We start from the raw sequence: 20862 nt of genomic DNA, 5'->3' as shown, positions 1-20862 counted from the left end.
ACCTCTGCGGAGGCTGTGGGATTTGAACCCACGGTGGCGTCGCCGCCACGACAGTTTTCAAGACTGTTCCCTTAGGCCGCTCGGGCAAGCCTCCCCGCGGCACCGGTGTGCGGTGTCGCGGGGATCAGACTAGCGCGTCACTTGTCGCCCGTGCGCTGGCCCAGGGTGACCTGGGCGGTGTGCTCCTTGCCGCCGCGCAGGTAGGTGAGGGTGACCTGGTCGCCGGGCTTGTGCTGCCAGATTTCGCTGATGAGGGTGGGGCCGCTGTCGATGACGGTGTTGTCGAGTTTGGTGATGGTGTCGCCGGGGCGCAGGCCGGCCTTGTCGGCGGGGCCGCCCCGGGTGACCGAGTCGGTGCCGTTGTTGCCGGTCTGGGCGATGGTGGCGCCGTTGCCGGTCTCCTTCATGCCGACCTGGACGCCTATCTGCGGATAGACCGGCTTGCCGGTCCTGATCAGGTCCTGGGCTACCCGCCGGGCCTGGTCGATCGGGATGGCGAAGCCCAGGCCGATGCTGCCGGACTGCTGCGATTCGCCGCCCAGGCCACCGCCGTTGCCGGCCGACTGGATGGCGGAGTTGATGCCGATGACGTTGCCGCTGGCGTCCATCAGGGGGCCGCCGGAGTTGCCGGGGTTTATCGAGGCGTCCGTCTGGAGGGCGCTCATGTACGAGGCGCTGGCGCCGTCGCCGTCGCTGGAGGCCACCGGGCGGTCCTTGGCGCTGATGATGCCGGTGGTGACCGTGCCGGACAGCCCGAACGGGGCGCCGATCGCGATCGTGGCGTCGCCCACCTGGACGTTGGAGGAGCGGCCGAGCGGGAGCGGGTTGAGCGGGGCTCCCGAGGGGTGCTTCAGCTTGACCACGGCCACGTCGTAGCCCTGGGCGCGGCCGATCACCTGGGCGTCGTACTTCTTGCCGTTGGAGAACGTCGCGGTGAGCTTGCCCCCGTCGGCCGCGCTGGCGACGACGTGGTTGTTGGTGAGGATGTGGCCCTGCTTGTCGTAGATGAAGCCGGTGCCCGTGCCACCCTCGCCGGTCGCGCCCTGCGCCTCGATGGTGACGACGCTGGGCAGCGCCTTCTGCGCTATGCCGGAGACGGACGTGGGCTTGCGGTTGAGCGCCTCGGGGTTGCCGGTGGCGGTGACCGTCGTCGAGCCGGTGTCGTTGCGGCCCGCGGCCCAGAAGCCGATGCCGCCGCCGATACCGCCCGCCACCAGCGCGGCCGCGAGCACGCCGACCACCAGTCCGGCGTTACGCCGCTTGGGGGCCGGGGCACCCGGCGCGCCCCAGGGGTCGCCGCCACCGCCGCCCCCGTGGGAGCCCCAGCCGCCGGACCCGCCGTGGCCGGCGGTCGCGTAGGCGGGGAACTGGGCGGTCTGCTCGGGAGCGGGCGACGGGCCGTGCCCGCCGGGGGCGGGGGACTGCTCCCAGGTGCTGCCGCCACCCGGTGCGGACGCGGCGGGGCTCGCCGTATCGCCCGCCGTGTCGCCCGAGGCGGCGGGCGGCCCGGGGGGCGGCGGGGGTGCCGCGGGAGGCGTGGCGGGGGGCAGCGGGACGTGCGGAGTCTGCGCGCCCGGGGCGGACGCGGCGGCGCGGTCCGACGCCTGCGGCCCGGTCGGCGGCGTGGCCTCCGACGGGACGTCGGCTCCCTCGTTCTCGGTGCTCACAGATCTCTCCTCAGCTTCCTGACATGAGCTCGACGGCTGTGCCGGATCAGGGGGCGTGCCCCGGGGCCGGCCCTGGGATACGGGTGCCCCAGGACGCGAAATCCAAGGCGGCTCCGGAGCCCGAGGCCCCACACCTCGGGCTCCGGCCCTGGATCCCAGATCCCAGATCCCAGATCCCAGATCCCAGATCCCAGCATCAAGGATCCCGCCGGTGCGGGCCATACGGGCCGTAGGCGCCCTACGGACCTACGGGCCGTAGCGACCCGCCCGGCACGGCATCCCGCCCCCACCAGCCTTGCCCACCGCGCGTCAGGTCGCCGTAAGCCGAGGCTGTGACTTTCCCTGCACCCTTACGCCGGACGATTCGGTCATTTTGGGCCGGGAAGGCGGGGCAAAGGAGGTGGGCCCGTGGTGGTCGGGTGCTCGGGGTGCCGTCACGGGAGCGCGCCCAGCGGTCCGTGCCAGGGCCTCCGCCGCCTCCGCCGCCCCTTGCGCCCCCGCCGCCCCACCCGCACCGCACACGCACCGTACGCACCTGGCGTCCGACGGCGAATGGCACGATAACTCGGTGAACTACGTACGCCCCGCCCACGACGCCCGTTCGCGTCCGCCGGCCATGTCCGTCATCGCCCACCGGGGCGCCTCCGAGGACGCTCCGGAGCACACGCTGGCCGCCTACCGCAAGGCGATCGAGGACGGGGCGGACGCCCTCGAATGCGATGTCCGGCTGACCGCCGACGGGCATCTGGTCTGCGTCCACGACCGGCGGGTGAACCGCACCTCCAACGGGCGCGGCGCCGTCTCCGCCCTGGAGCTGGCCGATCTCGCCAGCCTCGACTTCGGGTCCTGGAAGGACGACGCGGACGCCCTGGACCCCATCGAGGCGCCCGACCGCCAGCTGGAGGACCCCGAGCGGACGTCCGTACTGACCCTGGAGCGGCTGCTGGAACTGGTCGCGGACGCGGACCGCCGGGTCGAGCTGGCCATCGAGACGAAACATCCGACGCGCTGGGCCGGACAGGTGGAGGAGCGACTGGTCGAGCTGCTCGAACGGTTCGGGCACACAAAACCGGCCAGGGCGGCGGAGTGGATACCGTCGGTCCGGGTGATGAGCTTTTCGGCCCGCTCGCTACACCGCGTACGGGCCGCCGCGCCGGAGATCCCCGGCGTCTACCTCATGCAATTCCTCACCCCGCGGTACCGCGACGGCCGACTGCCCCTGGGTGTGCAGATCGCGGGACCCGGCATCCGGATCCTGCGCGCGCACCCGGAGTACGTCGCCAAGGCCCATCGCGCGGGCCATCAGGTCCACGTCTGGACGGTCAACGAGGCATCGGATGTCGAGCTGTGCCGTGAGTTGGGTGTGGATGCCGTGATTACCAACCGCCCGAAACAGGTGCGAAACCAACTGGGCCTTGCCTAAAGCCCTTCACAGGGTGTGCACCGGCGCATTCGACCCGTATCCACGGGTGTCGACTGCGTCACTGCATGCCGCTTGGCCGGTTTCCGGTCCAGTCCATTGGGGCATTCAACCCGTGGCGTGGGGCAAAGGAGGTCTCGGGGGTGGCGTTGGTGGTGGCACAAGAGGTGCCGACGTCGTCGATCATGGCCGTACCCCATGGTCCAGCGGGTGTGGGCATGGCCAGGCGACGCATGCGTGACGAGCTGTTGGCAAGTGGAGTTCAGGACAGCGTCGTCGATGACGCTGTCCTCATCCTTTCGGAGCTCTTGAGCAATTCGTGTCGTCATGCGCGTCCGATATACGACAACGGCGCGTCGCTTTACGGAAGAAGCGCATCCGACGACGCCTCACACGTCGCGCTGCGGGAGTCCGTACGGGCCTCCTGGCGCATCGACGCACAGGGCCGGCTGACCATCGCGGTGACGGACGGCGGCGGCCCGACCCGGCCCCTGCCGTCGACCCCCTCGGTCACCGCGCACGGCGGCCGCGGGCTGGCGATCATCCGCTCGCTCGCCAAGGACTGGGGCGTACGCGACACCGCGGGTGGCGAGGTGACGGTCTGGGCGATCCTGCCCGCTCAGGACTCGTTCGCTACGCGCGTGGACATGCGCGACGGCCTGCCGCCCTCTCTCGGCGGCGCGTTCGGCGGCGGATTCGGAGAGGGGATCGGGGAGGGACTCGACGACGGCCTGCCCCCCGGTCTGGCCTTCGCGGACTTCGACGAGCCGTAGGGCGGGACGGAAGGCGGGGCGCGGGCGAGTTCGCGAAAGCGGACGGCATCCCCCGGCAACCCACCGGCGCGAGCCACAGCCCGCCCCGTGAGCGGCGCAATTTCGGACGCGCTCCTCTAGGCTCGCGCCGAAGCGCGTCCGTACCGGTCGTGCCGTGTCTGTCGTGCCTTTCCTCGGCGGTCCCGGCATGGCTCCGGGCGCATCCGTACGCCCAGGAACGACCAGGAGACACCGCCGCCATGGCCAAGAAGCGCCGTCCTCAGCCCCAGGCCGCAGCAGTGAAGACGAAGGGCGGCGAGGTGCCGGTCGTCGGCGCCCGCGAGCCGTGCCCGTGTGGTTCGGGCCGCCGGTACAAGGCGTGTCACGGGCGGCAGGCGGCGCATGCCGTCACCGAGCTGGTACAGCGCCCCTTCGAGGGCCTGGCGGGGGAGTGCGACTGGGTGGCGCTGCGCGAGCTGGTGCCCGCCGCCACCGCCGAGTTGACGCTCAAGGGCGGGCTGCCGGACGGCGTGCCGTCGGTGACCCTGGCGACGGTGCTGCCGATGGCCTGGCCCGCGCTGCGCCGGGACAACGGTGCGGTGCTGCTCGGCCTCCAGAACGACACCGCCTCCGGCGACATCAGCCGCGACCTGGCGGACACCCTCCAGCGCGCGCTGGAGGCCGAGCCCGGCACCCCGGTCGCCGCCGGGCGATCCGCCGCCGACGGCCCGCGGCTCCAGGATCTGCTCGACCCGGACGCGCCGTTCGAGCCGGTCGTGCACACCGGGTTCGAGTTCTGGGTGGAGAACGCGGAGAACGCCACCGGCGAGGTCGCCGCCTCTCTGGAGCGCGCCAACGCCGCGGCCGTTCCGACGGCCCGCATCCCGGGGCTGGAGGGGGCGTACTGGTGCGAGGCCCCGGAGAAGAACCATCTGCGCTGGGTCACCGCGCACCCGGAGGAGAAGCTGCTGGACGCGCTCGCCCGGCTGCACGCCGCGGGCACCGCCTCGCTCGGCGAAGGCACCCGTCTCGTCGGCTCGTTCCGGGCGCATGGGCTGGTCGTCCCGGTATGGGACCTGCCGTCCTCCATGAAGGCCGAGGACGTCGCCGCGCCGGCCGCGGAGTTCGCCGAGCGACTGGCCGAGGCGCTCGCCTCCGACGCCCCGCTGTCTCCGGAGGAGCGCCGGGCGCGCGGCGGCCTCACCAACCGGCAGATCACCCTGAGCTGAACCGTACGCAATCGTGCCGAACCATGACGCTCCACAGACCCCGGCGCGCGCAGCGGTGACAGCAGTCACAACTGCCCCTACGCGCCAGTAAATGGACGTCCGGAAATCCACGATCGAATTTGCGAACCGCGGATCTCTTGTTACGGTTCTAGAAGCCCGGTCGCTGGTGCATCCCCCGTCGCCAGCGACCGGGCGCTTCCATGTCCGGACCCGGACGGCGCTCAGACGGCCCGTCGGCCCTTCCGCCCCAGGTCCGAACCTTCCCCGTCCGGCGCCGAGTTGCCGCCGGAGCGCAGCAGCAGCCGCTCCCCCGCCGCATCGGAGATCTCCGCCACCGCGTCGTACGGCGTGGGGCCCTGGCCCCGGTGCACGGCCTTCCCGGTGGGTGTTTCGCACAGCCCGGGGTCGCCCTTCGCGGGCACCTCGCAGTGCACCTGGACGCTGCTCCCGTCGGGCCGCAGCAGCGTCAGTACGGCCCGCAGCGGGGCGCCGGTGGGGTTGCGATAGTAGGTTCGCGCCCAGGTCAGACCCTGTTCGGCCAGGATGCAGGTCTGGGCTTCGATGCCCTGGGGAGAGGCGAGTTCGGGCCCGCAGCGGGAGGTGCGGGCGCCGCCGGAGAGCAGCGGCAGGCCGAGATCGGCGAGCGGATCGTCGCCGGACGTGTCGTCGCGGCGGTCGTCGCGAAGATCCGCGAAGCGGTCCTCGTCACGCGCCTCGCCGCCCTTGTGCCGGGGACCGTTTTCGGCCGTACCGGGGGGCTTTTCGGACATGTTGCGGTACGTCGTCTGCGTCGTGGCACCGGGCCTGGTGCGCGGCTTCGTGCGCGCGCCGTCGGCCCGTTGGGCGGTGGCCACCGGGCCGGCCGTGGCGGCGGCGAGCGGGACGACGACGGCGAGCGCCGCCGTACCCGCGAGAGAGATCAGGCGGACTTTCGGCGCGCGCTGCATCGGATCACCTGCGGAGCGAGGGGGAGGGGCCGCGGCGGTGGCGCGCCGCCGACGGCCTGACGGTGCGCCGAACCTATCGGGCACAGGGGGTGCACCCGGCGGTCCGGACACCCGTTTCCCGTAGTCGGCCACGCCGCTCACACCCGGACGGGTGAACCGTGGGGTGCATTGTTTCCGGCCACTGCCGGAGGGCCGGCCCGTGTCGCCGGCTTCTAAAAGGCGAGCCGACTGCCGTCCGGGGTCTTGGTGCTCGCCGCCACCAGCGCGTCGACGACCGTCGTCACCGTCGGCAGCCAGGGCCCCGCCGGACCCGTGCCCGGCGGCCGCTCCCAGCGCACCTTCCCGGCGGCGATCTCCGAGGGCGGGAGCACCAGATAGCCGCCCTCACCGTGGAACCGCAGCGAGCTGGGCACCCAGTCCTGGGAGTGCAGCAGCTCGCCCAACTCCGCGAGGTCGTACGGCGAAACCAGCAGCGACCAGCGGGTGGGCGTGGCCACCACCGGGCCGGTGTGCACCCCGAAGTGCTCCAGGGCCGCCAGCGCCCGCGCCCCGGCGACGGCCGGCAGGCTCACCGCGCACGGCGCCCGGCCACCGGTGGCCAGCACGACCGGGGCGTCCGGGCGGTTGGCCCACCACCAGCGCACCATCCGCTCATCGGTCGTGGCCGCCAGCAGCCCCGGGTCGAAGGGGTGCGCGCCGGGCACCACACAGTCCGGGTCGGGACAGCTGCACCGGCGGGCGCCGCGGCCGCCGGCCAGCAGGCCGACCCCGGGGAGGACGGGCCACCGCCACTCGGTGGCGCACTGGAGCGCCGCACCGAGCGGCGTTGGCCTGCCACCGCGCCGAAACAGGAGCTTGCGTCGCCTTCCGAGGATCTCGCGCATCAGCGCTCGTTCCTTTCCGTTAACGCCGAGGGGTATGTCCGTCGCACTTCATGCCGTACAGGCCGCTGCACACGGGCCGCCTCACGCATCGTCACGTGCCGCTTTCCGCATGCCGCTGTGGGGACGTGAGACCGGGTGTTGCCGGCCGGTCACGCCAGGTGGAACATGTGTCACCGCGTGTACAAGGCAGCGCATCACGCCGTACGTCGAGCGTGGAACGTGGCGGAGGGTGGCGCACACATGGCGCTTATCAGTTCTGTGGAGCAATCCCGCCACTTGGGAGTGCGTCGCGGCCGTCGCGGTATGAGACGCCCGCGCCCTCTGGAGGGTTCCGGTGCGGGCTCAACTGGCCCCGCACTTTTCGGAGTACGTACCCGCCATCGTGCATATGACGCGCTGTCGATGGCCGCCAGTCGACCTCAAATTGACGTCTGGGGGGCTATTTTCAGGCCAATCTACAGACCTCGCTGACACCACAAACCCCATCGGAACAGTGCTGGACATCACATCGCTGGTGCGTGTACATGTGGAGGCATTGATAGCGGAGCAGCATGACATGGGGGTTTGCGATGCTATTGAGGAAAATGAGCGGGCCCACATACCGCACAGCATCACTCAACAAAAAGCCGCACTCCCTAACAAGATACGGCCTGACCTGGGAATACTCCAGGCATGACATGAACCGTCTGCCATGAGCGTCCCCACGTACCGAAAGTGGCCGGAATCGAACCAGCGCTTCCCGCTCCCGCGCACACTGCCGATCCGCTGGCCCCGGAGGACACCGCGGAGGACGGCTCGGACCCCTCCGCGGACGCCTCCTCCGACTCCTGTCGGGCCCCCGGATCCCCCCACGACGAGCGCCCGGACGGCACCCGCTCCGACTCCCCCGACACCTCCCCCGTCGACCGCATCGCGGCCGTACAGGACCGCCTCGCCGGCTGGATCTCCGACCTCAGCACCCTGCACGACCTCACCGAACAGCTCGCCGGCACCCGCACCTTGGACGAGGCACTGCACGAACTCCTGCGGGCCGGTGCCTCCCTGGTCGGCGCGCAGCGCGGTCTGGTCGTGCTGGCGCCGGCCGACGGGCTGGGCCCGGAGACCACCATCGGCCTCGGCCTCGGCCACGCCGATATCGGCCACATCGAGACCGTGCCTCGCCGCGCCCTGTCGTATGCGCGGATACTGGACGGCCTCCCGGAGCCCGGCGCCGGCGACGACTCCCCCGCCGACCAGGACCCCACCGCCCGTACCGAGATCTCCGAACCCGACATCCCCGGAGAGAAGGACCTCGACCCGCGGCTGCGCGAGGTCGCCGCCCGGCTGGGCTATGCCGCCAGTTACGCGGTCTCGCTCAGCGCCGACCCCATCGGCAGAACCGGCGCCGCGGTCTGGCTCTACGACGAGCCCGCCGCCCCCACCGACCGTCAGCGCCATCTCATCGGCCTCTACCGCGCACACGCCGCCGCCCATCTCACCCGGCTCCTCGAACTGCACCGCAGCATCCAGGACACCGCCACCCTGCGCGAGGAACTGCTGCCCAGCCGGCTGCCGCGGGTGCCCGGCGTACGGCTCGCGGTGCGGCACAGCACCGGGCCGCGCGGCGGCGGTGACTGGTACGACGCGCTGCCGCTGCCGGACGGCGCGCTGGGCCTGGCCGTGGGATCGGTCACCGGGTCCGGGCCGAGCGCGGTGGCGGCGATGGGGCGGCTGCGGGCGTCGCTGCGCGCGTATGCCGTCATGGAGGGGGAAGATCCCGTCGCGGTCCTCTCCGACCTGGAGCTGCTGCTGCGGCTGACCGAACCCGCCCGCAGCGCCACCGCGCTCTTCGCCTTCACCGAGCCGCCGCCCGGCGCACCGGGCGGGCCGCCCGCGCCCCCGATGCCGGCCGGTCTCGACGATCCGTTCCCCCGCAAACTGGTGATCGCCGGGGCCGGCCACTGCCCTCCGCTGCTGCTGGGGGAGCTGCGCACCGAGTTCGTGGAGACCACGCTGTCCGCGCCGCTGGGCATGCTCGCCTGCTGGGAAGCGCCGAGCGTGGAGATCGAGCTGGCGCCCGGCGAGACGGTGCTGCTCTACAGCGACGGGCTGCTGCACCGCACCGGGGAGGCCATGGACCGGGCGTTCGCCCGTCTGCACGCGGCCGCGGCGAGCGTCCCCAAGGGCAGCCGGCACGACCCGGAGGCGATCCTCGATCACCTCGTGCGCACGATGCTGCCGCAGGGCGGGCTGGAGGACCGGGCGTCGGAGGAGGACGTGGTGCTGCTCGCGGCGCGTTTCGAGGAGTAGGGCCCTTCTGATGGGCCTTCGTGGGAGACGGGACGCGGGGGAGGAGTAGCGCAGGAGCAGTCGAGGGGCAGCCGGGGTTCGTAAGGCCACGATGCCCGAAAAGTCACAGCTTCCTAGCCCTGGACCCCTTGCCATCCGCACATACGATGGATGGCGGTTCCGTCTTAAAGGAGGCATTGTGACCGACGAGCTCACGCCGGAGACCCCGGACGAGGACGAGCAGCCGATCAAGCAGCGCAAGAACGGCCTTTACCCGGGCGTCTCGGATGAGCTCGCGGAGAACATGAAGAGCGGCTGGGCCGACACCGAGCTGCGCGGTCTCGAACCGATCGAGCAGGCCCCGAACGCCGCCCGCCGCCGCGCCGCGCTCTCGGCGCGCTTCCCCGGCGAGCGCCTGGTCATCCCGGCGGGCCAGCTCAAGACCCGCTCCAACGACACCGAGTACGCCTTCCGCGCCGCGACCGAGTACGTCTACCTCACCGGCGACCAGACCGACGGCAGCGTCCTCGTCCTGGAGCCCACCGAGGACGGGCACGAGGCGACCCTCTACCGCCTGCCCCGCTCCAACCGCGAGAACGGCGAGTTCTGGCTGAGCGGCATGGGCGAGCTGTGGGTCGGCCGGCGCCACGGCCTGGCCGAGGCCGAGGCGCTGCTCGGCCTCCCGTGCAAGGACGTACGCGAGCTGGCCGCGGCGCTGACCGAGGCCACCGGCCCGGTCCGGGCGGTCCGCGGGCACGACGCCGCCATCGAGGCCGCGCTGACGGACAAGGTCACCGCCGAGCGCGACGAAGAGCTGCGGGCGTATCTGTCCGAGGCCCGGGTGATCAAGGACGAGTTCGAGATCGGCGAGCTCCAGAAGGCCGTCGACTCGACCGTGCGCGGCTTCGAGGACGTCGTGAAGGTCCTGGACAAGGCCGAGGCCACCAGCGAGCGCTACATCGAGGGCACGTTCTTCCTGCGCGCCCGCGTCGAGGGCTACGACATCGGCTACGGCTCGATCTGCGCCGCGGGCCCCAACGCCACCACCCTGCACTGGGTCCGCAACGACGGGCGGGTCCGCTCCGGCGACCTGCTGCTGCTGGACGCGGGCGTGGAGACCCACAGCCTCTACACCGCGGACGTCACCCGCACCCTGCCCATCAACGGCCGCTACACCGACCTCCAGCGCGCGATCTACGACGCGGTGTACGAGGCCCAGGAGGCGGGCATCGCCGCGGTCAAGCCGGGCGCGGCCTACCGCGACTTCCACGACGCGGCGCAGCGGGTGCTCACCGAGAAGCTGGTCGAGTGGGGTCTGGTCGAGGGCCCCGTCGAGCGGGTGCTGGAGCTGGGCCTCCAGCGCCGCTGGACGCTGCACGGCACGGGCCACATGCTCGGCCTGGACGTCCACGACTGCGCCGCGGCCCGCAGGGAGGCGTATGTCGACGGCACGCTGGAGCCCGGGATGGTGCTCACCGTCGAACCCGGTCTGTACTTCCAGGCGGACGATCTGACGGTGCCCGAGGAGTACCGCGGTATCGGTGTGCGGATCGAGGACGACATCCTGGTGACCGAGGACGGCAACCGGAATCTGTCGGCCGGGCTGCCTCGCCGGTCGGACGAGGTCGAGGCGTGGATGGCGGGGCTGCTGGGGAAGTAGCCGCGGGGCGTGTGACGGCCCGATGGCCTGACGGCCTGGCAGCGTGACGCCGTAATGACGTGTCGGCGACGGCCGGTGACCCGGGGTGGGTCACCGGCCGTCGTGCGGCGCACCGTTGTGGGACTCCGTCCGCCGGTACGCGCCCGCGCGGGCCGACACCCACACCGCGGTGGCGGTGGACTCGGCCAGGGCCGTGTCGACCGGTCCGCGGGCGATCAGGATGCGGTAGTAGAAGGGCGCGCCCAGGGCCGCCATCACCTTCTCCGGGTCCGTATCGGGGGGCAGTTCACCGCGTTCGACGGCGCGGACCACCATCTCGCCGGCCAGCACCAGCCGTTCGCCGAAGAAGTCCCGCAGCGCCGTGGCCGCCTGCGGATCGCGGGCCGCGGCCGAGACCACCGCCTCGATCAGGCTGCGCATCCGCTCGTCCGCGTAGAACGTGCCTATCGAGCGGGCCAGCGCACGCAGATCGCCGGGCAGCGTACCGGTGTCGGGCAGCGGCACATCCGCGCTCAGCCAGTTCAGCAGATCGCAGACCAGCCCCTCGGCGCAGCGCCAGCGCCGGTAGAGCGTCGCCAGATGGACTCCCGAGCGCTGAGCGACCTTTTCCATGCTGAGCGCGGCAGGGCCGCCGTGTCCCAACTCCTCGAAGACGGCGGCCAGTACGGCCTGCCGAGTCCGCGCGGTACGTCCCCCCGGGCGGGCCTCCCCCGAGGCCCGGTGCGCTGTGGTCACGGCGCCTCCGTATTGCAGTGCGGGTTCACGCCAAGTATTGTCCGACAAAGACTAACGCGAGCAACTTCGCGTTAGTTCTGGTGCACGCCGGTCTCGCAGGGACAGGGGACGCCGCGGGGGAGGTCCTCACACTGCGAGACGGCGCTGCACAGGGCCTCGCAGGGGCGATCGCCGACGATTACCGGACGGCCGCGGCCGCCGACGTGCGCACCGGATGTGACGCCACGTGAGGCCGTGGTGTGACGACGTGTCGGCTCCGCCGCGCGGGATGATGCGGTTTCTCGGGCCGCCGGGACAGCGGCGGATTCAGTTCTTCCGGCGACGCCGTTGGCCGTACGGACCGCGACGGTCGTGGTCGCGCCATTCTTCGTCGTAAAGGTCCCGGTCGCCGCTCTCGCGTGCCCCACCGGGCGTGGCGATCTGCTCACCGCGGCGGATCTTCTCCAGCAGCGAGTCGTTCGGGTCGGGCTGCTCGTCGTCGTAGCTACTCATGTGGTGCCCCCCATGTTGTCGAGTCGTCTCAACAGGCAGAAGATTCCTACCCGGAACAGCCGCACAGCAACGGCTTTTGTTCGAACAGCGTGCCCGCTCGAACGCCGCTGCCGACGTTCGCAGTTCGGCCTTCGGGGCCGTGGGCGGGGGCCGTGGGCGGGGGCGGTGCGCGGCGGGTTCCGCGGGTCAGCGCCCGGTGCTCCACACCTGATCGCTCACGACGCCATAGGAAGCGCCGCCCCCTCGCGCCATTTGAGGATCTTGTCGAAGCTGACCACCGCGCCGCGTCTGCCGGTGCGGTTGCGGTAGCGGACGTGGTCGGTGAGGGCCTCGATCAGGAAGAGGCCTCGGCCGTCCTCGGCGTCGGCGGGGGCCTGGGTGGGGGCGAGGGCGGGGACGGGGGCGGGGGGCTGGGGGCGGCGGAAGCCGGGGCCGGAGTCGGTGACCTCGATGCGGCAGGTGTCGCCGTCGATGAAGGCGGTGACGCGGTAGTCGTCGGTGGCGGCATCCCCGCCGTGTTCGACGGCGTTGGCGCAGGCCTCGGAGAGGGCGACCGACAGGTCGTAGCAGATGTCCGGGTCGACGCCGGCCGTCTCCATGGTGCCCAGCAGCAGACGGCGGGCGAGCGGGACGCTCGCGGCCTCACGTCGCAGTTGGAGGGACCACCAGATGCTCATCGCTCCAGCCTCCTGGCCACCGCTAGACATATCGATACCTATTGCCGCACCCCAAGGTCCGTAAGCCTGCTCCGGACGTGACGCCGCTCATTCGGCGGAGGCGGGCTGCGAGCGCACGGCCAGTGGTGTACCGACCCCCGCGCGCTCCCGCGCGCCCCGGCGGGCGCCGTTGCCGCCCCCTGGCGCGGCGGCGTGCGACGCCCTGCCGTGGGCCTCCGATGCGGGCAATGGGATGATGTCGCCCGCCATGTCTGCCTCGCTCGCCCCCACAGCGCGCGCAGCCGCCGATCTGCGGCTGCTCAGGGCCGCGGTCTTCACCGCGGTCTGTGTTGCGCTGTCCGCGACCGGGCACATGATCGCCTCGTTCGCCGCCGTCCCGCTGTGGACGCTGGGCGTCGGCTGCGCCGCCGTGTTCGCCGTCGCGGCCCCGCTGGCCGGGCGGGAACGCTCGCTGCCGGGGATCGCCACCGCGCTCGCCGTGGGCCAGCTCGCGCTGCATGCGGTGTTCGCGATGGGCCAGCACCCCATGCGTATGCCGGGCGGCGGCGCGCGCACCGGTGGGCTGCGGGGGCTGTCCGACCAGGCGGCGGTCCTCCTCGCGCGGCATGTCTCGTGCGGGCTGGAGGCCGGCCGGGTGGACGGCGCGCAGGCGCGCCGGGTCCTGGGCTCGGGCGGCTACGACACCGCCGTGGCGGGCGGGCTGGTACCGCCCGCAGGTCCCGGCGGAATGAGCGGTGCCGCCGCGCACCAGATGGCCGGCGGCGCGGCGATGGCGCACTGTCTGGTGCCGTCGCTGCCCATGGTGCTCGGCCATCTGCTGGCCGCGCTGGGCGCCGGCTGGCTGCTGCGCCGCGGCGAGGCCGCGCTGTGGCGGCTGGTGCGGCTGTCCGCCCCGGCGGCGCGGGAGATCGCGGCGCAGGCGCTGATGGGCACCCTGCGCGGGGCGCTCGCGCTGGTGGGCGCCCTGATCTCGGGGCTCGCCACGGCGCACGACGGGCCGCGGCGCGCCCCCGTTTCGTACGGGGATGACAAACCCGGTCCGCAGGGCCTCGCGCTCCACCACAGTGTCGTCAGGCGGGGGCCGCCGGCCCCGGCCCGGCTCGCCCTCGCGGCCTGACGTACGCGAAGCACACCTCCCGGAGGGGTAGGGGCTCTCGCGCCGTCGCCGCGTGCGCGCCGGACCGACAGACCACTACCCATACGTGCACCGTCCCTGCGACGGGCACCTGTTCTCCCCGTGGAGTGTTTTGTGATGTCGAGTACGCCGAACACCTCGCAGCCCGCCGCCCCGTCCCCCGCCCCGCGCCGCCTCGTCCGCCGACTGCCGGTCGTGGGCGCGATCGCCGCGGGCAGCGTGCTGCTGCTCGCCTCCCCCGCCTTTGCGCACGTCAGCGTGCAGCCCACCGGACCGGCCGCAAAGGGCGGCTTCGCGACCGTCAACTTCAACGTCCCCAATGAACGGGACGACTCCTCGACGGTGAAGCTCGAGGTCACCCTGCCCACCGATCACCCGCTGGCGTCGGCGATGCCGCAGCCGGTGCCCGGCTGGAAGGTCCAGGTCGAGAAGGCCAAGCTCGCCAAGCCCATCGAGATGGAGGGCGAGAAGATCACCGAGGCACCGGTCAAGATCACCTGGACCGCCGACGGCAAGGGCGTCGAGCCCGGCCAGTTCCAGCAGTTCCCGGTCTCGGTCGGGCAGCTGCCCAAGAACGCCGACCAGGTCGTCTTCAAGGCCCTCCAGACGTACGACGACAAGAAGGTCGTGCGCTGGATCGAGCCGACGAAGGAGGGCGACCCGGAGCCGGAGAACCCGGCACCGGTGCTGAAGCTCACCGCGGCGGCCGCCGAGGACGGTGGGGCGGACGCCAAGAACGGCGCCACCACCGCCACGGCGGGCAAGGACGCGGACGGCTCCGACACCACGGCGCGGGTACTGGCCGTCATCGGCATCGTCGCAGGCATCGCGGGAACCGGCTTCGGCCTGTTCGCCGGCCGCCGCCGCAGCTCCTGACCTCCCCGCAGGGGCCGGCGCCCGACCCGCGCCGGCCTGCCACCCCTCCCTTTTCAGAAGGACCCATGCGCACAAGGACCCTGCTCGCGTCCGCCCTCGCGGCGGTCGCGGCCCTCTCACTGACCGCCTGCAACGCCGACGACGGCAAGCCCGCCGCCGACGTCTCCGGCGCCCAGTCCAAGCCGATCGTCACGCTCGACAGCCCCATGGAGAAGCCGGACCTGGAGCTGACGGACACCGATGGCAAGAAGTACGACCTGCTGGAGAAGACCAAGGGCCATCCGACCCTGATCTACTTCGGCTACACCCACTGCCCGGACGTGTGCCCGCTGACGATGTCCAACCTGGCCGTCGCCATCGGCAAGCTGCCCAAGGCCGAACAGAAGGATCTGCGGGTGGTGTTCGTGACCTCCGACCCGGAGCGCGACACCTCGGCCGCGCTCAAGAAGTGGCTGGCCGGTATCAACAAGGACTTCATCGGTCTGACTGGCCCGTTCGACCGCATCCAGGCCGGTGCGCGCAGCGTGAACATCGGGATCGAGAAGCCGGTCAAGAAGAAGAACGGCGATGTCGTCTCCACCCACGGCGCGCAGGTGCTGCTGAGCTCCCCCAAGGACGACAAGATCCACTGGATCGGCATGGAGGAAGCGACCCCCGAGAACTACAGCAAGGCACTTCCCAAGACCATCAAGGGGCAGAACCCGTGACCCGCCGCACCCTCCACACCGCCCGCCGCACGGCCCTCGTCGCCGCGCTCGCCCTCACCGCCGGCCTCACGCTGGCGGCCTGCGACTCCGGGGGCGGGGCACCGCACCTCAAGGTCTCGGAGCCGTACATGCCGCAGCCGGTCACGGAGGACATGGCCGGTGCGTTCTTCGTCGTCAAGAACACCGGCGACACCGCGGACAAGCTGACCTCGGTCACCAGCAGCCTGTCCAAGGACGTCACGATCCACAAAACGGTCGGCACCAAGATGGAGCAGGTCAGCTCCCTGAAGGTGCCCGCCAACGGCGAACTGCGGCTCGCCCGCGGCGGCTACCACCTGATGTTCATGGGCCTGAAGCACAAGCCGGTCAAGGGCGACAAGGTCACCCTCGAACTGCACTTCGCCACCTCGTCCCCGATCCGGGTCGATGTGCCGGTGAAGGCAACCGACTACGTGCCCGGGAAGTAGCCCGCATTACGGAGTGAGGGAGCGATCACCATGGCCTTGGCCACCACCGGCTCCGGGCCGCGACGGGGCGCCGCACCGCGCCTGCTGGCCGTCGTCGCGGTGCTGCTGGGCGCGCTGTTCGGCGGCGCCGCCCCGGCCTTTGCGCATGCCGCGCTGACCGGCAGCGACCCCGCACAGGGGTCGGTGGTGGACCACGCCCCCGAGCAGGTCTCGCTGACCTTCTCCGAGGGCGTGGCGATGGGCGACGACTCGATCCGGGTCCTCGACCCGAAGGGCAAGCGGGTGGACCGCGGCAAGCTGCGCGATCTGTGCAGCGGCGGCGTCGTCAAGTACGCGGCGGGGCTGCCGCCCGGGCTCGGCGACGGTACGTACACCGTCGCCTGGCAGGCGGTCTCCGCCGACAGCCACCCGGTCTCCGGCGCCTTCACCTTCTCCATAGGCGCGCCCTCGAAGACCAGCGCCGCCGTCCCCCAGCAGGAGGCGGGCGGCGGCCCGGTCGGCGTGCTCTACGGCATCGCCCGCTATCTCGCCTACGCCGGATTCATCCTGCTGGCGGGCGGCGCGGCCTTCGTCGTCGCCTGCCGGCCGGCCGCCGCGGGCGTACGGTCCGTCCAGCGGCTGGTCGTGTACGGCTGGGCCGTGCTGACCGGCAGCACCCTGGCGATGGTGCTGCTGCGCGGCGCGTACACGGAGTCGGGCAAGTTCTCCGACGTCCTCGACTTCGGCTTGCTCCAGCAGGCGCTGCTGACCAAGCCGGGCGCGGCGCTGGTCTCCCGGCTGCTGCTGCTCGCGGCCGCGGCGGTGTTCATCGCGGTGCTGTTCGGGGCGTTCGCGCGCGCCCATGAGAAGGGGGACGGATCGGCCGCCGGCGAGAACGCCCGGCGCCGCAAGGACCTCACGTGGGGGCTCGGCGGCGGCGGAGTGATCGTCGCCGCGGGGCTCGCGACGACCTGGGCGATGGCCGAGCACGCCTCGACGGGGCTTCAGCCCGCGGTCGCGATGCCCGTGGATGTGCTGCATCTGCTCGCCGTCGCCGCCTGGCTCGGCGGGCTCGCGGCGCTGGTGGTGTCCCTGTACTGGGGCCCGGCCGTCGAGCGGTCCGCCGTACGGCGCTTCTCGCGGATCGCGTTCGGCGCGGTGCTGGTCCTGGTGGCCACCGGGATCTACCAGTCCTGGCGGCAGGTGGGCAGCTGGCCGGCGCTGACCGGCACCTCCTACGGGCGGCTGCTGCTGGTCAAGGCGGGCCTGGTGGTGGTGCTCGTCGGGATCGCCTCGGTGTCGCGGCGGTGGACGGCGCGGCTGGCGGAGGACGCACCGGGCGGGGCGGCTGCACGGGCGGCGGAGTCCGTGGCGGACGCGGAGGATCCCGTGGCGGACGCCGGGGGCTCCGTTACGGACGCGCAGGACTCCGCTACGGACGCCGATGCCGACGAGGATGCCGACGCCGATGCCGACAGGGATGCCGACGCCGAGACCCAGACCGAGACCGAGCCGGCGCATGTTTCACGTGAAACATCGGACCCCGCCGACGACCCGGCGCGCGCCGTCCAACTCGCCCGCCAGCAGGCCGCATTGCGCACCGCGCGCACCAAGCGCATCCGGGACGCCGACCCTGAGCGGTGCGGGCTGCGGCGGTCCGTGCTGGCCGAGGTGTCGGTGGCGGCCGTCCTGCTCGCGGTGACGACCGTGCTGACCGCCACCGAGCCGGCCCGTACGGAAGAGGCGGTCAAGGCCACCGAGCAGTCCGCCGCGGTGGGCCGGCCGCAGGTACTGACCATCCCCTTCGACACCGGCGGCCCGCACGGCAAGGGCACCGCCCGGATCGACCTCGACCCGGGGCGCAGCAGCGGCGGCAACGCGCTGCGGCTGCGGATCGCGGACCCGACGGGCCGGACCCGGGACGTCCCCGAGGTGAAGGTCTCCTTCACGCTCAAGGACAAGAAGCTGGGGCCGCTCCCGGTCGTCCCCCGGCACGTGAGCAAGGGGCACTGGAGCGCGGACGGCGTCCGGCTGCCGGTGCCCGGGCGGTGGCAGCTCGCACTGCTCGTACGGACCTCCGATATCGACCAGGTGACCGAATTCAGGAACGTGAAGATCGGCTGATGAGCAAGCAGACACCAGACAGGCAGACACCGGGCCGGAAGGCGCCGCAGGAACGGCCGCCGGAGCGGCAGTCGCCGGACGGGCAGACCCCGCAGACCCCGCAGACCCTGGAGCTCTCCCGCCGCCGCCTCCTCGGCACCGTCGGTGCGGCGGGTGCGGCCGGGCTCGTCGTCGGCGGGACGGGCGGCGCCCTCGGCGTCGCGGCCGCCCAGGACGACGCGCCCAAGCCCCTGACCACCCTCGGTTCGACCGAGGTCGCCTTCCGCCCGGCGCGGGCGAAGCAGCAGGCGGGGATCACCACACCGTTGCAGGCCAAGGGCCATCTGGTCGCCTTCGACCTGACCCCGGGCAGCGGCCGCAAGGAGGCCGCCGCGCTGCTGCGCCGCTGGTCGCGGACGGCCGAGGAGCTCATGGCCGGGCACGCGCCGCACGCCGACACCGGGGTGGCGCTGGATGCCGGCCCGTCCTCGCTGACCGTCACCTTCGGCTTCGGCCACAGCTTCTTCGACCGTACGGGTCTGACGAAGCACCGCCCCTCCCAGCTCGATCCGCTGCCCGACTTCTCGGCCGATGCGCTGGATCCCCGGCGCAGCAACGGCGATCTGTGGATCCAGATCGGCGCCGACGACGCGCTGGTCGCCTTCCACGCGCTGCGGGCGCTCCAGAAGGAGGCGGCCGGCACCGCCCGGCTGCGCTGGCAGATGAACGGCTTCAACCGCACCCCGGGCGCCACCGCGCAGCCGATGACCGCCCGCAATCTGATGGGCCAGGTCGACGGCACCAACAATCCCAAGCCGTCGGACCCGGATTTCGACGCGCGGATCTTCGTGGGGCGCGATACCGAGCAGGCGTGGATGCGCGGCGGCTCGTATGCCGTGGTGCGGCGGATCCGGATGCTGCTGGACGAGTGGGAGAAGCAGCCGCTGCACAAGCAGGAGAAGGTCATAGGGCGGCGGAAGTCCAACGGGGCGCCGCTGACCGGCGGTTCGGAGACCACCCCGATGCGGCTGGACGCCAACGGGCCGGACGGGCTGCCGGTCATCCCGGCCGATGCGCATGCCCGGGTCGCGGCTCCGGAGTCCAACCAGGGCGCGGCGATGCTGCGCCGTCCGTTCTCCTTCCACGACGGGTTCCGCGACGACGGGGCGCCGGACGCGGGGCTGCTCTTCGTCTGCTGGCAGGCCGATCCGCTGCGCGCCTTCACCCAGATCCAGCGCAAGCTGGACCGCGGGGACGCGCTGTCGGTCTTCCTGCGGCACGAGGCGAGCGGGCTGTATGCGGTGCCGCCCGCCGCGGAGGCCGGGGACTATGTGGGGCGGCCGCTGCTGGAGGGCTGAGCGGCGGCCCCGCCCGGCTGGTGAAACGGCCCGCTGGCCGCCGTACGGGCTCGGTATCGTGGCAGGACAGGGAGAGATCGGCGGGGCGCCCCCGCGCTGAGCGAGGAGTCCTTTGCATGTCGGCCAGTCGTTACACCTATCTCGGGCCCGCGGGCACGTTCACCGAGGCCGCCCTGCGCACGCTGCCGGAGGCCGCGACGCGGGAGCTGACGCCGATGGTGTCGGTGCCGGCCGCTCTGGATGCGGTGCGCGCGGGCGAGGCGGCCGCGGCGCTGGTGCCGATCGAGAACTCCGTCGAGGGCGGGGTCACCACCACCCTCGACGAGCTGGCCTCCGGCGAACCGCTGATGATCTACCGCGAGGTGCTGCTGCCGATCGCCTTCGCGCTGCTGGTGCGCCCCGGTACGGCGCTGTCGGACGTCAAGACGGTGACCGGGCATCCGGTCGCCCAACCGCAGGTGCGCAAGTGGCTGGCGGACCAACTCCCGGAAGCCGTATGGGAGTCGGCGGCCTCCAATGCGGACGGCGCGCGGCTGGTGCAGGAGGGACGGTACGACGGCGCCTTCGCCGGTGAGTTCGCCGCGGCGACGTACGGGCTCACGCCGCTGGTCACCGACATCCACGATGCGCAGAACGCCGCCACCCGCTTCGTCCTGGTCGGCCGCCCGGCCCGGCCCGCGGCGCCCACCGGCGCGGACAAGACCTCGGTGGTGCTGTGGCTGGCCGAGGACCACCCCGGTGCGCTGCTGGAGCTGCTCCAGGAGTACGCGGTGCGCGGCGTGAACATGATGCGGATCGAATCCCGGCCGACCGGTGAGGGCATCGGCCGCTACTGCTTCTCGGTGGACTGCGAGGGCCATATCGCCGACCGCCGGGTCGCCGATGTCCTGATGGGGCTCAAGCGGGTCTGCCGCGATGTGCGGTTCCTCGGCTCGTATCCGCGGGCCGACGAGGTGACGGCGACGGTACGGCCGACGATGACGGACTCGGCGTTCACCGAGGCGTCGGACTGGCTGGCGCGCTGTCTCGACGGGCGCGGCTGAGCCGACGGGACGGCGCCGGGCCGGCGGGCTTCGCTGAGCAGCCGGTTTTCCACTGTCCACAAAGTTATCCACAGGGCCGGCTCTCGACCTGTGGGTAAGTCGACATGAACGGCCGCGTGATTCGGACAGAGTCGACAAATTCCCCTACCGATCCCACCCCCTTCCATGGCGCTCCACATCGCTGCACAGCGCCTCAACTCCGGCCTCGTCAGCACAATTCCCGCGAACAATCCTTTAGGGCGAGGCAATCCCACACGAAAGAGCGCGAGAACGGGGTTTGGGCGGAGAATCCATAGCGACACACTCCGAGATCGGAATGATCACCTCCGACTTCCACAGATCTCACGCACAGCCTGTGGATAAAGGCCGCCGAACCCCGCTCCCCTGTGGACAAAGTCAATGCGAGGGAATTACGGAACGCCTTACAGCGCACATTCCGCCCTGTCTTCACAAATAGAAATAA

The 20862-nt window shown here is 72.0% G+C and carries 18 protein-coding genes and 1 tRNA gene; 12 read left to right on the top strand and 7 right to left on the bottom strand.

Annotation, left to right across the window (positions count from 1 at the left end; genetic code table 11):
- Positions 1 to 7: 7 nt before the first annotated feature.
- Both B1H19_RS21975 and B1H19_RS21970 read right to left on the bottom strand, forming a co-directional pair.
- Positions 8 to 94: transfer RNA gene (locus B1H19_RS21975), tRNA-Ser, on the bottom strand.
- A gap of 43 nt (positions 95 to 137) precedes the next feature.
- Complete coding sequence (locus B1H19_RS21970; RefSeq protein ID WP_083106519.1) at positions 138 to 1667, bottom strand: S1C family serine protease; 1530 nt, start codon at positions 1665 to 1667, stop codon at positions 138 to 140.
- 616 nt (positions 1668 to 2283) lie between these two features.
- Between B1H19_RS21970 and B1H19_RS21965 the strand changes: the two genes are divergently transcribed.
- The 3 genes from B1H19_RS21965 to B1H19_RS21955 all read left to right on the top strand — a co-directional run bounded on the left by B1H19_RS21965 (position 2284) and on the right by B1H19_RS21955 (position 5068).
- Positions 2284 to 3090 (top strand): glycerophosphodiester phosphodiesterase, encoded by an 807-nt coding sequence (locus B1H19_RS21965; RefSeq protein ID WP_083109792.1) that lies wholly within the window; start codon positions 2284 to 2286, stop codon positions 3088 to 3090.
- Positions 3091 to 3143: 53 nt separating this feature from the next.
- Positions 3144 to 3860 (top strand): ATP-binding protein, encoded by a 717-nt coding sequence (locus tag B1H19_RS21960; protein ID WP_083106518.1) that lies wholly within the window; start codon positions 3144 to 3146, stop codon positions 3858 to 3860.
- A 239-nt stretch (positions 3861 to 4099) separates the two neighbouring features.
- A complete protein-coding gene (locus B1H19_RS21955) occupies positions 4100 to 5068 on the top strand; it encodes a DUF5926 family protein (protein WP_083106517.1) in 969 nt (322 codons plus the stop codon).
- A gap of 221 nt (positions 5069 to 5289) precedes the next feature.
- On the opposite strand, the gene B1H19_RS21950 is transcribed toward B1H19_RS21955, so the two are convergent.
- Both B1H19_RS21950 and B1H19_RS21945 read right to left on the bottom strand, forming a co-directional pair.
- Complete coding sequence (locus B1H19_RS21950; protein WP_083106516.1) at positions 5290 to 6015, bottom strand: hypothetical protein; 726 nt, start codon at positions 6013 to 6015, stop codon at positions 5290 to 5292.
- Positions 6016 to 6227: 212 nt separating this feature from the next.
- The gene (locus B1H19_RS21945) at positions 6228 to 6899 is read right to left on the bottom strand and encodes a bifunctional DNA primase/polymerase (RefSeq protein WP_083106515.1); all 672 of its coding nucleotides are present in this window, start codon (positions 6897 to 6899) and stop codon (positions 6228 to 6230) included.
- A 714-nt stretch (positions 6900 to 7613) separates the two neighbouring features.
- On the opposite strand from B1H19_RS21945, the gene B1H19_RS21940 reads away from it, so the two are divergent.
- Positions 7614 to 9188 (top strand): PP2C family protein-serine/threonine phosphatase, encoded by a 1575-nt coding sequence (locus B1H19_RS21940; RefSeq protein WP_203237199.1) that lies wholly within the window; start codon positions 7614 to 7616, stop codon positions 9186 to 9188.
- 178 nt (positions 9189 to 9366) lie between these two features.
- Positions 9367 to 10827, top strand: coding sequence for an aminopeptidase P family protein (locus tag B1H19_RS21935; protein WP_083106514.1), 1461 nt, complete (start codon positions 9367 to 9369; stop codon positions 10825 to 10827).
- Between the two features lie 90 nt (positions 10828 to 10917).
- Here B1H19_RS21935 and B1H19_RS21930 read toward each other — a convergent pair whose 3' ends face one another.
- From B1H19_RS21930 to B1H19_RS21920, 3 genes are all read right to left on the bottom strand, one after another.
- Positions 10918 to 11562, bottom strand: coding sequence for a TetR-like C-terminal domain-containing protein (locus tag B1H19_RS21930; RefSeq protein ID WP_083106513.1), 645 nt, complete (start codon positions 11560 to 11562; stop codon positions 10918 to 10920).
- 306 nt (positions 11563 to 11868) lie between these two features.
- Positions 11869 to 12054 (bottom strand): hypothetical protein, encoded by a 186-nt coding sequence (locus tag B1H19_RS21925; RefSeq protein WP_083106512.1) that lies wholly within the window; start codon positions 12052 to 12054, stop codon positions 11869 to 11871.
- Positions 12055 to 12269: 215 nt separating this feature from the next.
- Positions 12270 to 12731 carry an ATP-binding protein gene (locus B1H19_RS21920; protein ID WP_083106511.1) on the bottom strand — a complete coding sequence of 154 codons (462 nt, stop codon included), beginning with the start codon at positions 12729 to 12731 and terminating at the stop codon, positions 12270 to 12272.
- Positions 12732 to 12978: 247 nt separating this feature from the next.
- Between B1H19_RS21920 and B1H19_RS21915 the strand changes: the two genes are divergently transcribed.
- The 7 genes from B1H19_RS21915 to pheA all read left to right on the top strand — a co-directional run bounded on the left by B1H19_RS21915 (position 12979) and on the right by pheA (position 20399).
- Positions 12979 to 13848, top strand: a complete 870-nt coding sequence (locus tag B1H19_RS21915; protein ID WP_083106510.1) for a hypothetical protein — start codon at positions 12979 to 12981, stop codon at positions 13846 to 13848.
- A gap of 135 nt (positions 13849 to 13983) precedes the next feature.
- A complete protein-coding gene (locus B1H19_RS21910) occupies positions 13984 to 14742 on the top strand; it encodes a YcnI family copper-binding membrane protein (protein ID WP_083106509.1) in 759 nt (252 codons plus the stop codon).
- Positions 14743 to 14807: 65 nt separating this feature from the next.
- On the top strand, positions 14808 to 15449 hold the full coding sequence (locus tag B1H19_RS21905; protein ID WP_083106508.1) for an SCO family protein: 642 nt from the start codon (positions 14808 to 14810) through the stop codon (positions 15447 to 15449).
- Complete coding sequence (locus tag B1H19_RS21900; RefSeq protein WP_083106507.1) at positions 15446 to 15916, top strand: copper chaperone PCu(A)C; 471 nt, start codon at positions 15446 to 15448, stop codon at positions 15914 to 15916. The genes B1H19_RS21905 and B1H19_RS21900 overlap by 4 nt, the downstream gene beginning before the upstream one ends.
- 30 nt (positions 15917 to 15946) lie before the next feature.
- Positions 15947 to 18019, top strand: coding sequence for a copper resistance CopC/CopD family protein (locus B1H19_RS21895; RefSeq protein WP_083106506.1), 2073 nt, complete (start codon positions 15947 to 15949; stop codon positions 18017 to 18019).
- Positions 18019 to 19356 (top strand): iron uptake transporter deferrochelatase/peroxidase subunit, encoded by a 1338-nt coding sequence (gene efeB, locus B1H19_RS21890; protein ID WP_083106505.1) that lies wholly within the window; start codon positions 18019 to 18021, stop codon positions 19354 to 19356. Before B1H19_RS21895 ends, efeB begins: the two co-directional genes overlap by 1 nt.
- Positions 19357 to 19472: 116 nt before the next feature.
- Positions 19473 to 20399: a prephenate dehydratase gene (pheA, locus tag B1H19_RS21885; protein WP_083106504.1), complete on the top strand. Its 927-nt coding sequence runs from the start codon at positions 19473 to 19475 to the stop codon at positions 20397 to 20399.
- Positions 20400 to 20862 lie beyond the last annotated feature (463 nt).

This window comes from Streptomyces gilvosporeus (assembly GCF_002082195.1).
Taxonomy (GTDB): Bacteria; Actinomycetota; Actinomycetes; order Streptomycetales; family Streptomycetaceae; genus Streptomyces; species Streptomyces gilvosporeus.
This window is presented reverse-complemented; position numbering and strand designations above follow the sequence as displayed.

Bases quoted from the DNA above. Each gene is read 5' to 3' on its own strand.
- B1H19_RS21950 (WP_083106516.1), bottom strand. From the start codon at position 6,015: ATGCAGCGCGCGCCGAAAGTCCGCCTGATCTCTCTCGCGGGTACGGCG.
- B1H19_RS21915 (WP_083106510.1), top strand. From the start codon at position 12,979: ATGTCTGCCTCGCTCGCCCCCACAGCGCGCGCAGCCGCCGATCTGCGG.
- pheA (WP_083106504.1), top strand. From the start codon at position 19,473: ATGTCGGCCAGTCGTTACACCTATCTCGGGCCCGCGGGCACGTTCACC.
- B1H19_RS21895 (WP_083106506.1), top strand. From the start codon at position 15,947: ATGGCCTTGGCCACCACCGGCTCCGGGCCGCGACGGGGCGCCGCACCG.
- B1H19_RS21920 (WP_083106511.1), bottom strand. From the start codon at position 12,731: ATGAGCATCTGGTGGTCCCTCCAACTGCGACGTGAGGCCGCGAGCGTC.
- B1H19_RS21905 (WP_083106508.1), top strand. From the start codon at position 14,808: ATGCGCACAAGGACCCTGCTCGCGTCCGCCCTCGCGGCGGTCGCGGCC.
- efeB (WP_083106505.1), top strand. From the start codon at position 18,019: ATGAGCAAGCAGACACCAGACAGGCAGACACCGGGCCGGAAGGCGCCG.
- B1H19_RS21910 (WP_083106509.1), top strand. From the start codon at position 13,984: ATGTCGAGTACGCCGAACACCTCGCAGCCCGCCGCCCCGTCCCCCGCC.
- B1H19_RS21925 (WP_083106512.1), bottom strand. From the start codon at position 12,054: ATGAGTAGCTACGACGACGAGCAGCCCGACCCGAACGACTCGCTGCTG.
- B1H19_RS21965 (WP_083109792.1), top strand. From the start codon at position 2,284: ATGTCCGTCATCGCCCACCGGGGCGCCTCCGAGGACGCTCCGGAGCAC.
- B1H19_RS21955 (WP_083106517.1), top strand. From the start codon at position 4,100: ATGGCCAAGAAGCGCCGTCCTCAGCCCCAGGCCGCAGCAGTGAAGACG.
- B1H19_RS21945 (WP_083106515.1), bottom strand. From the start codon at position 6,899: ATGCGCGAGATCCTCGGAAGGCGACGCAAGCTCCTGTTTCGGCGCGGT.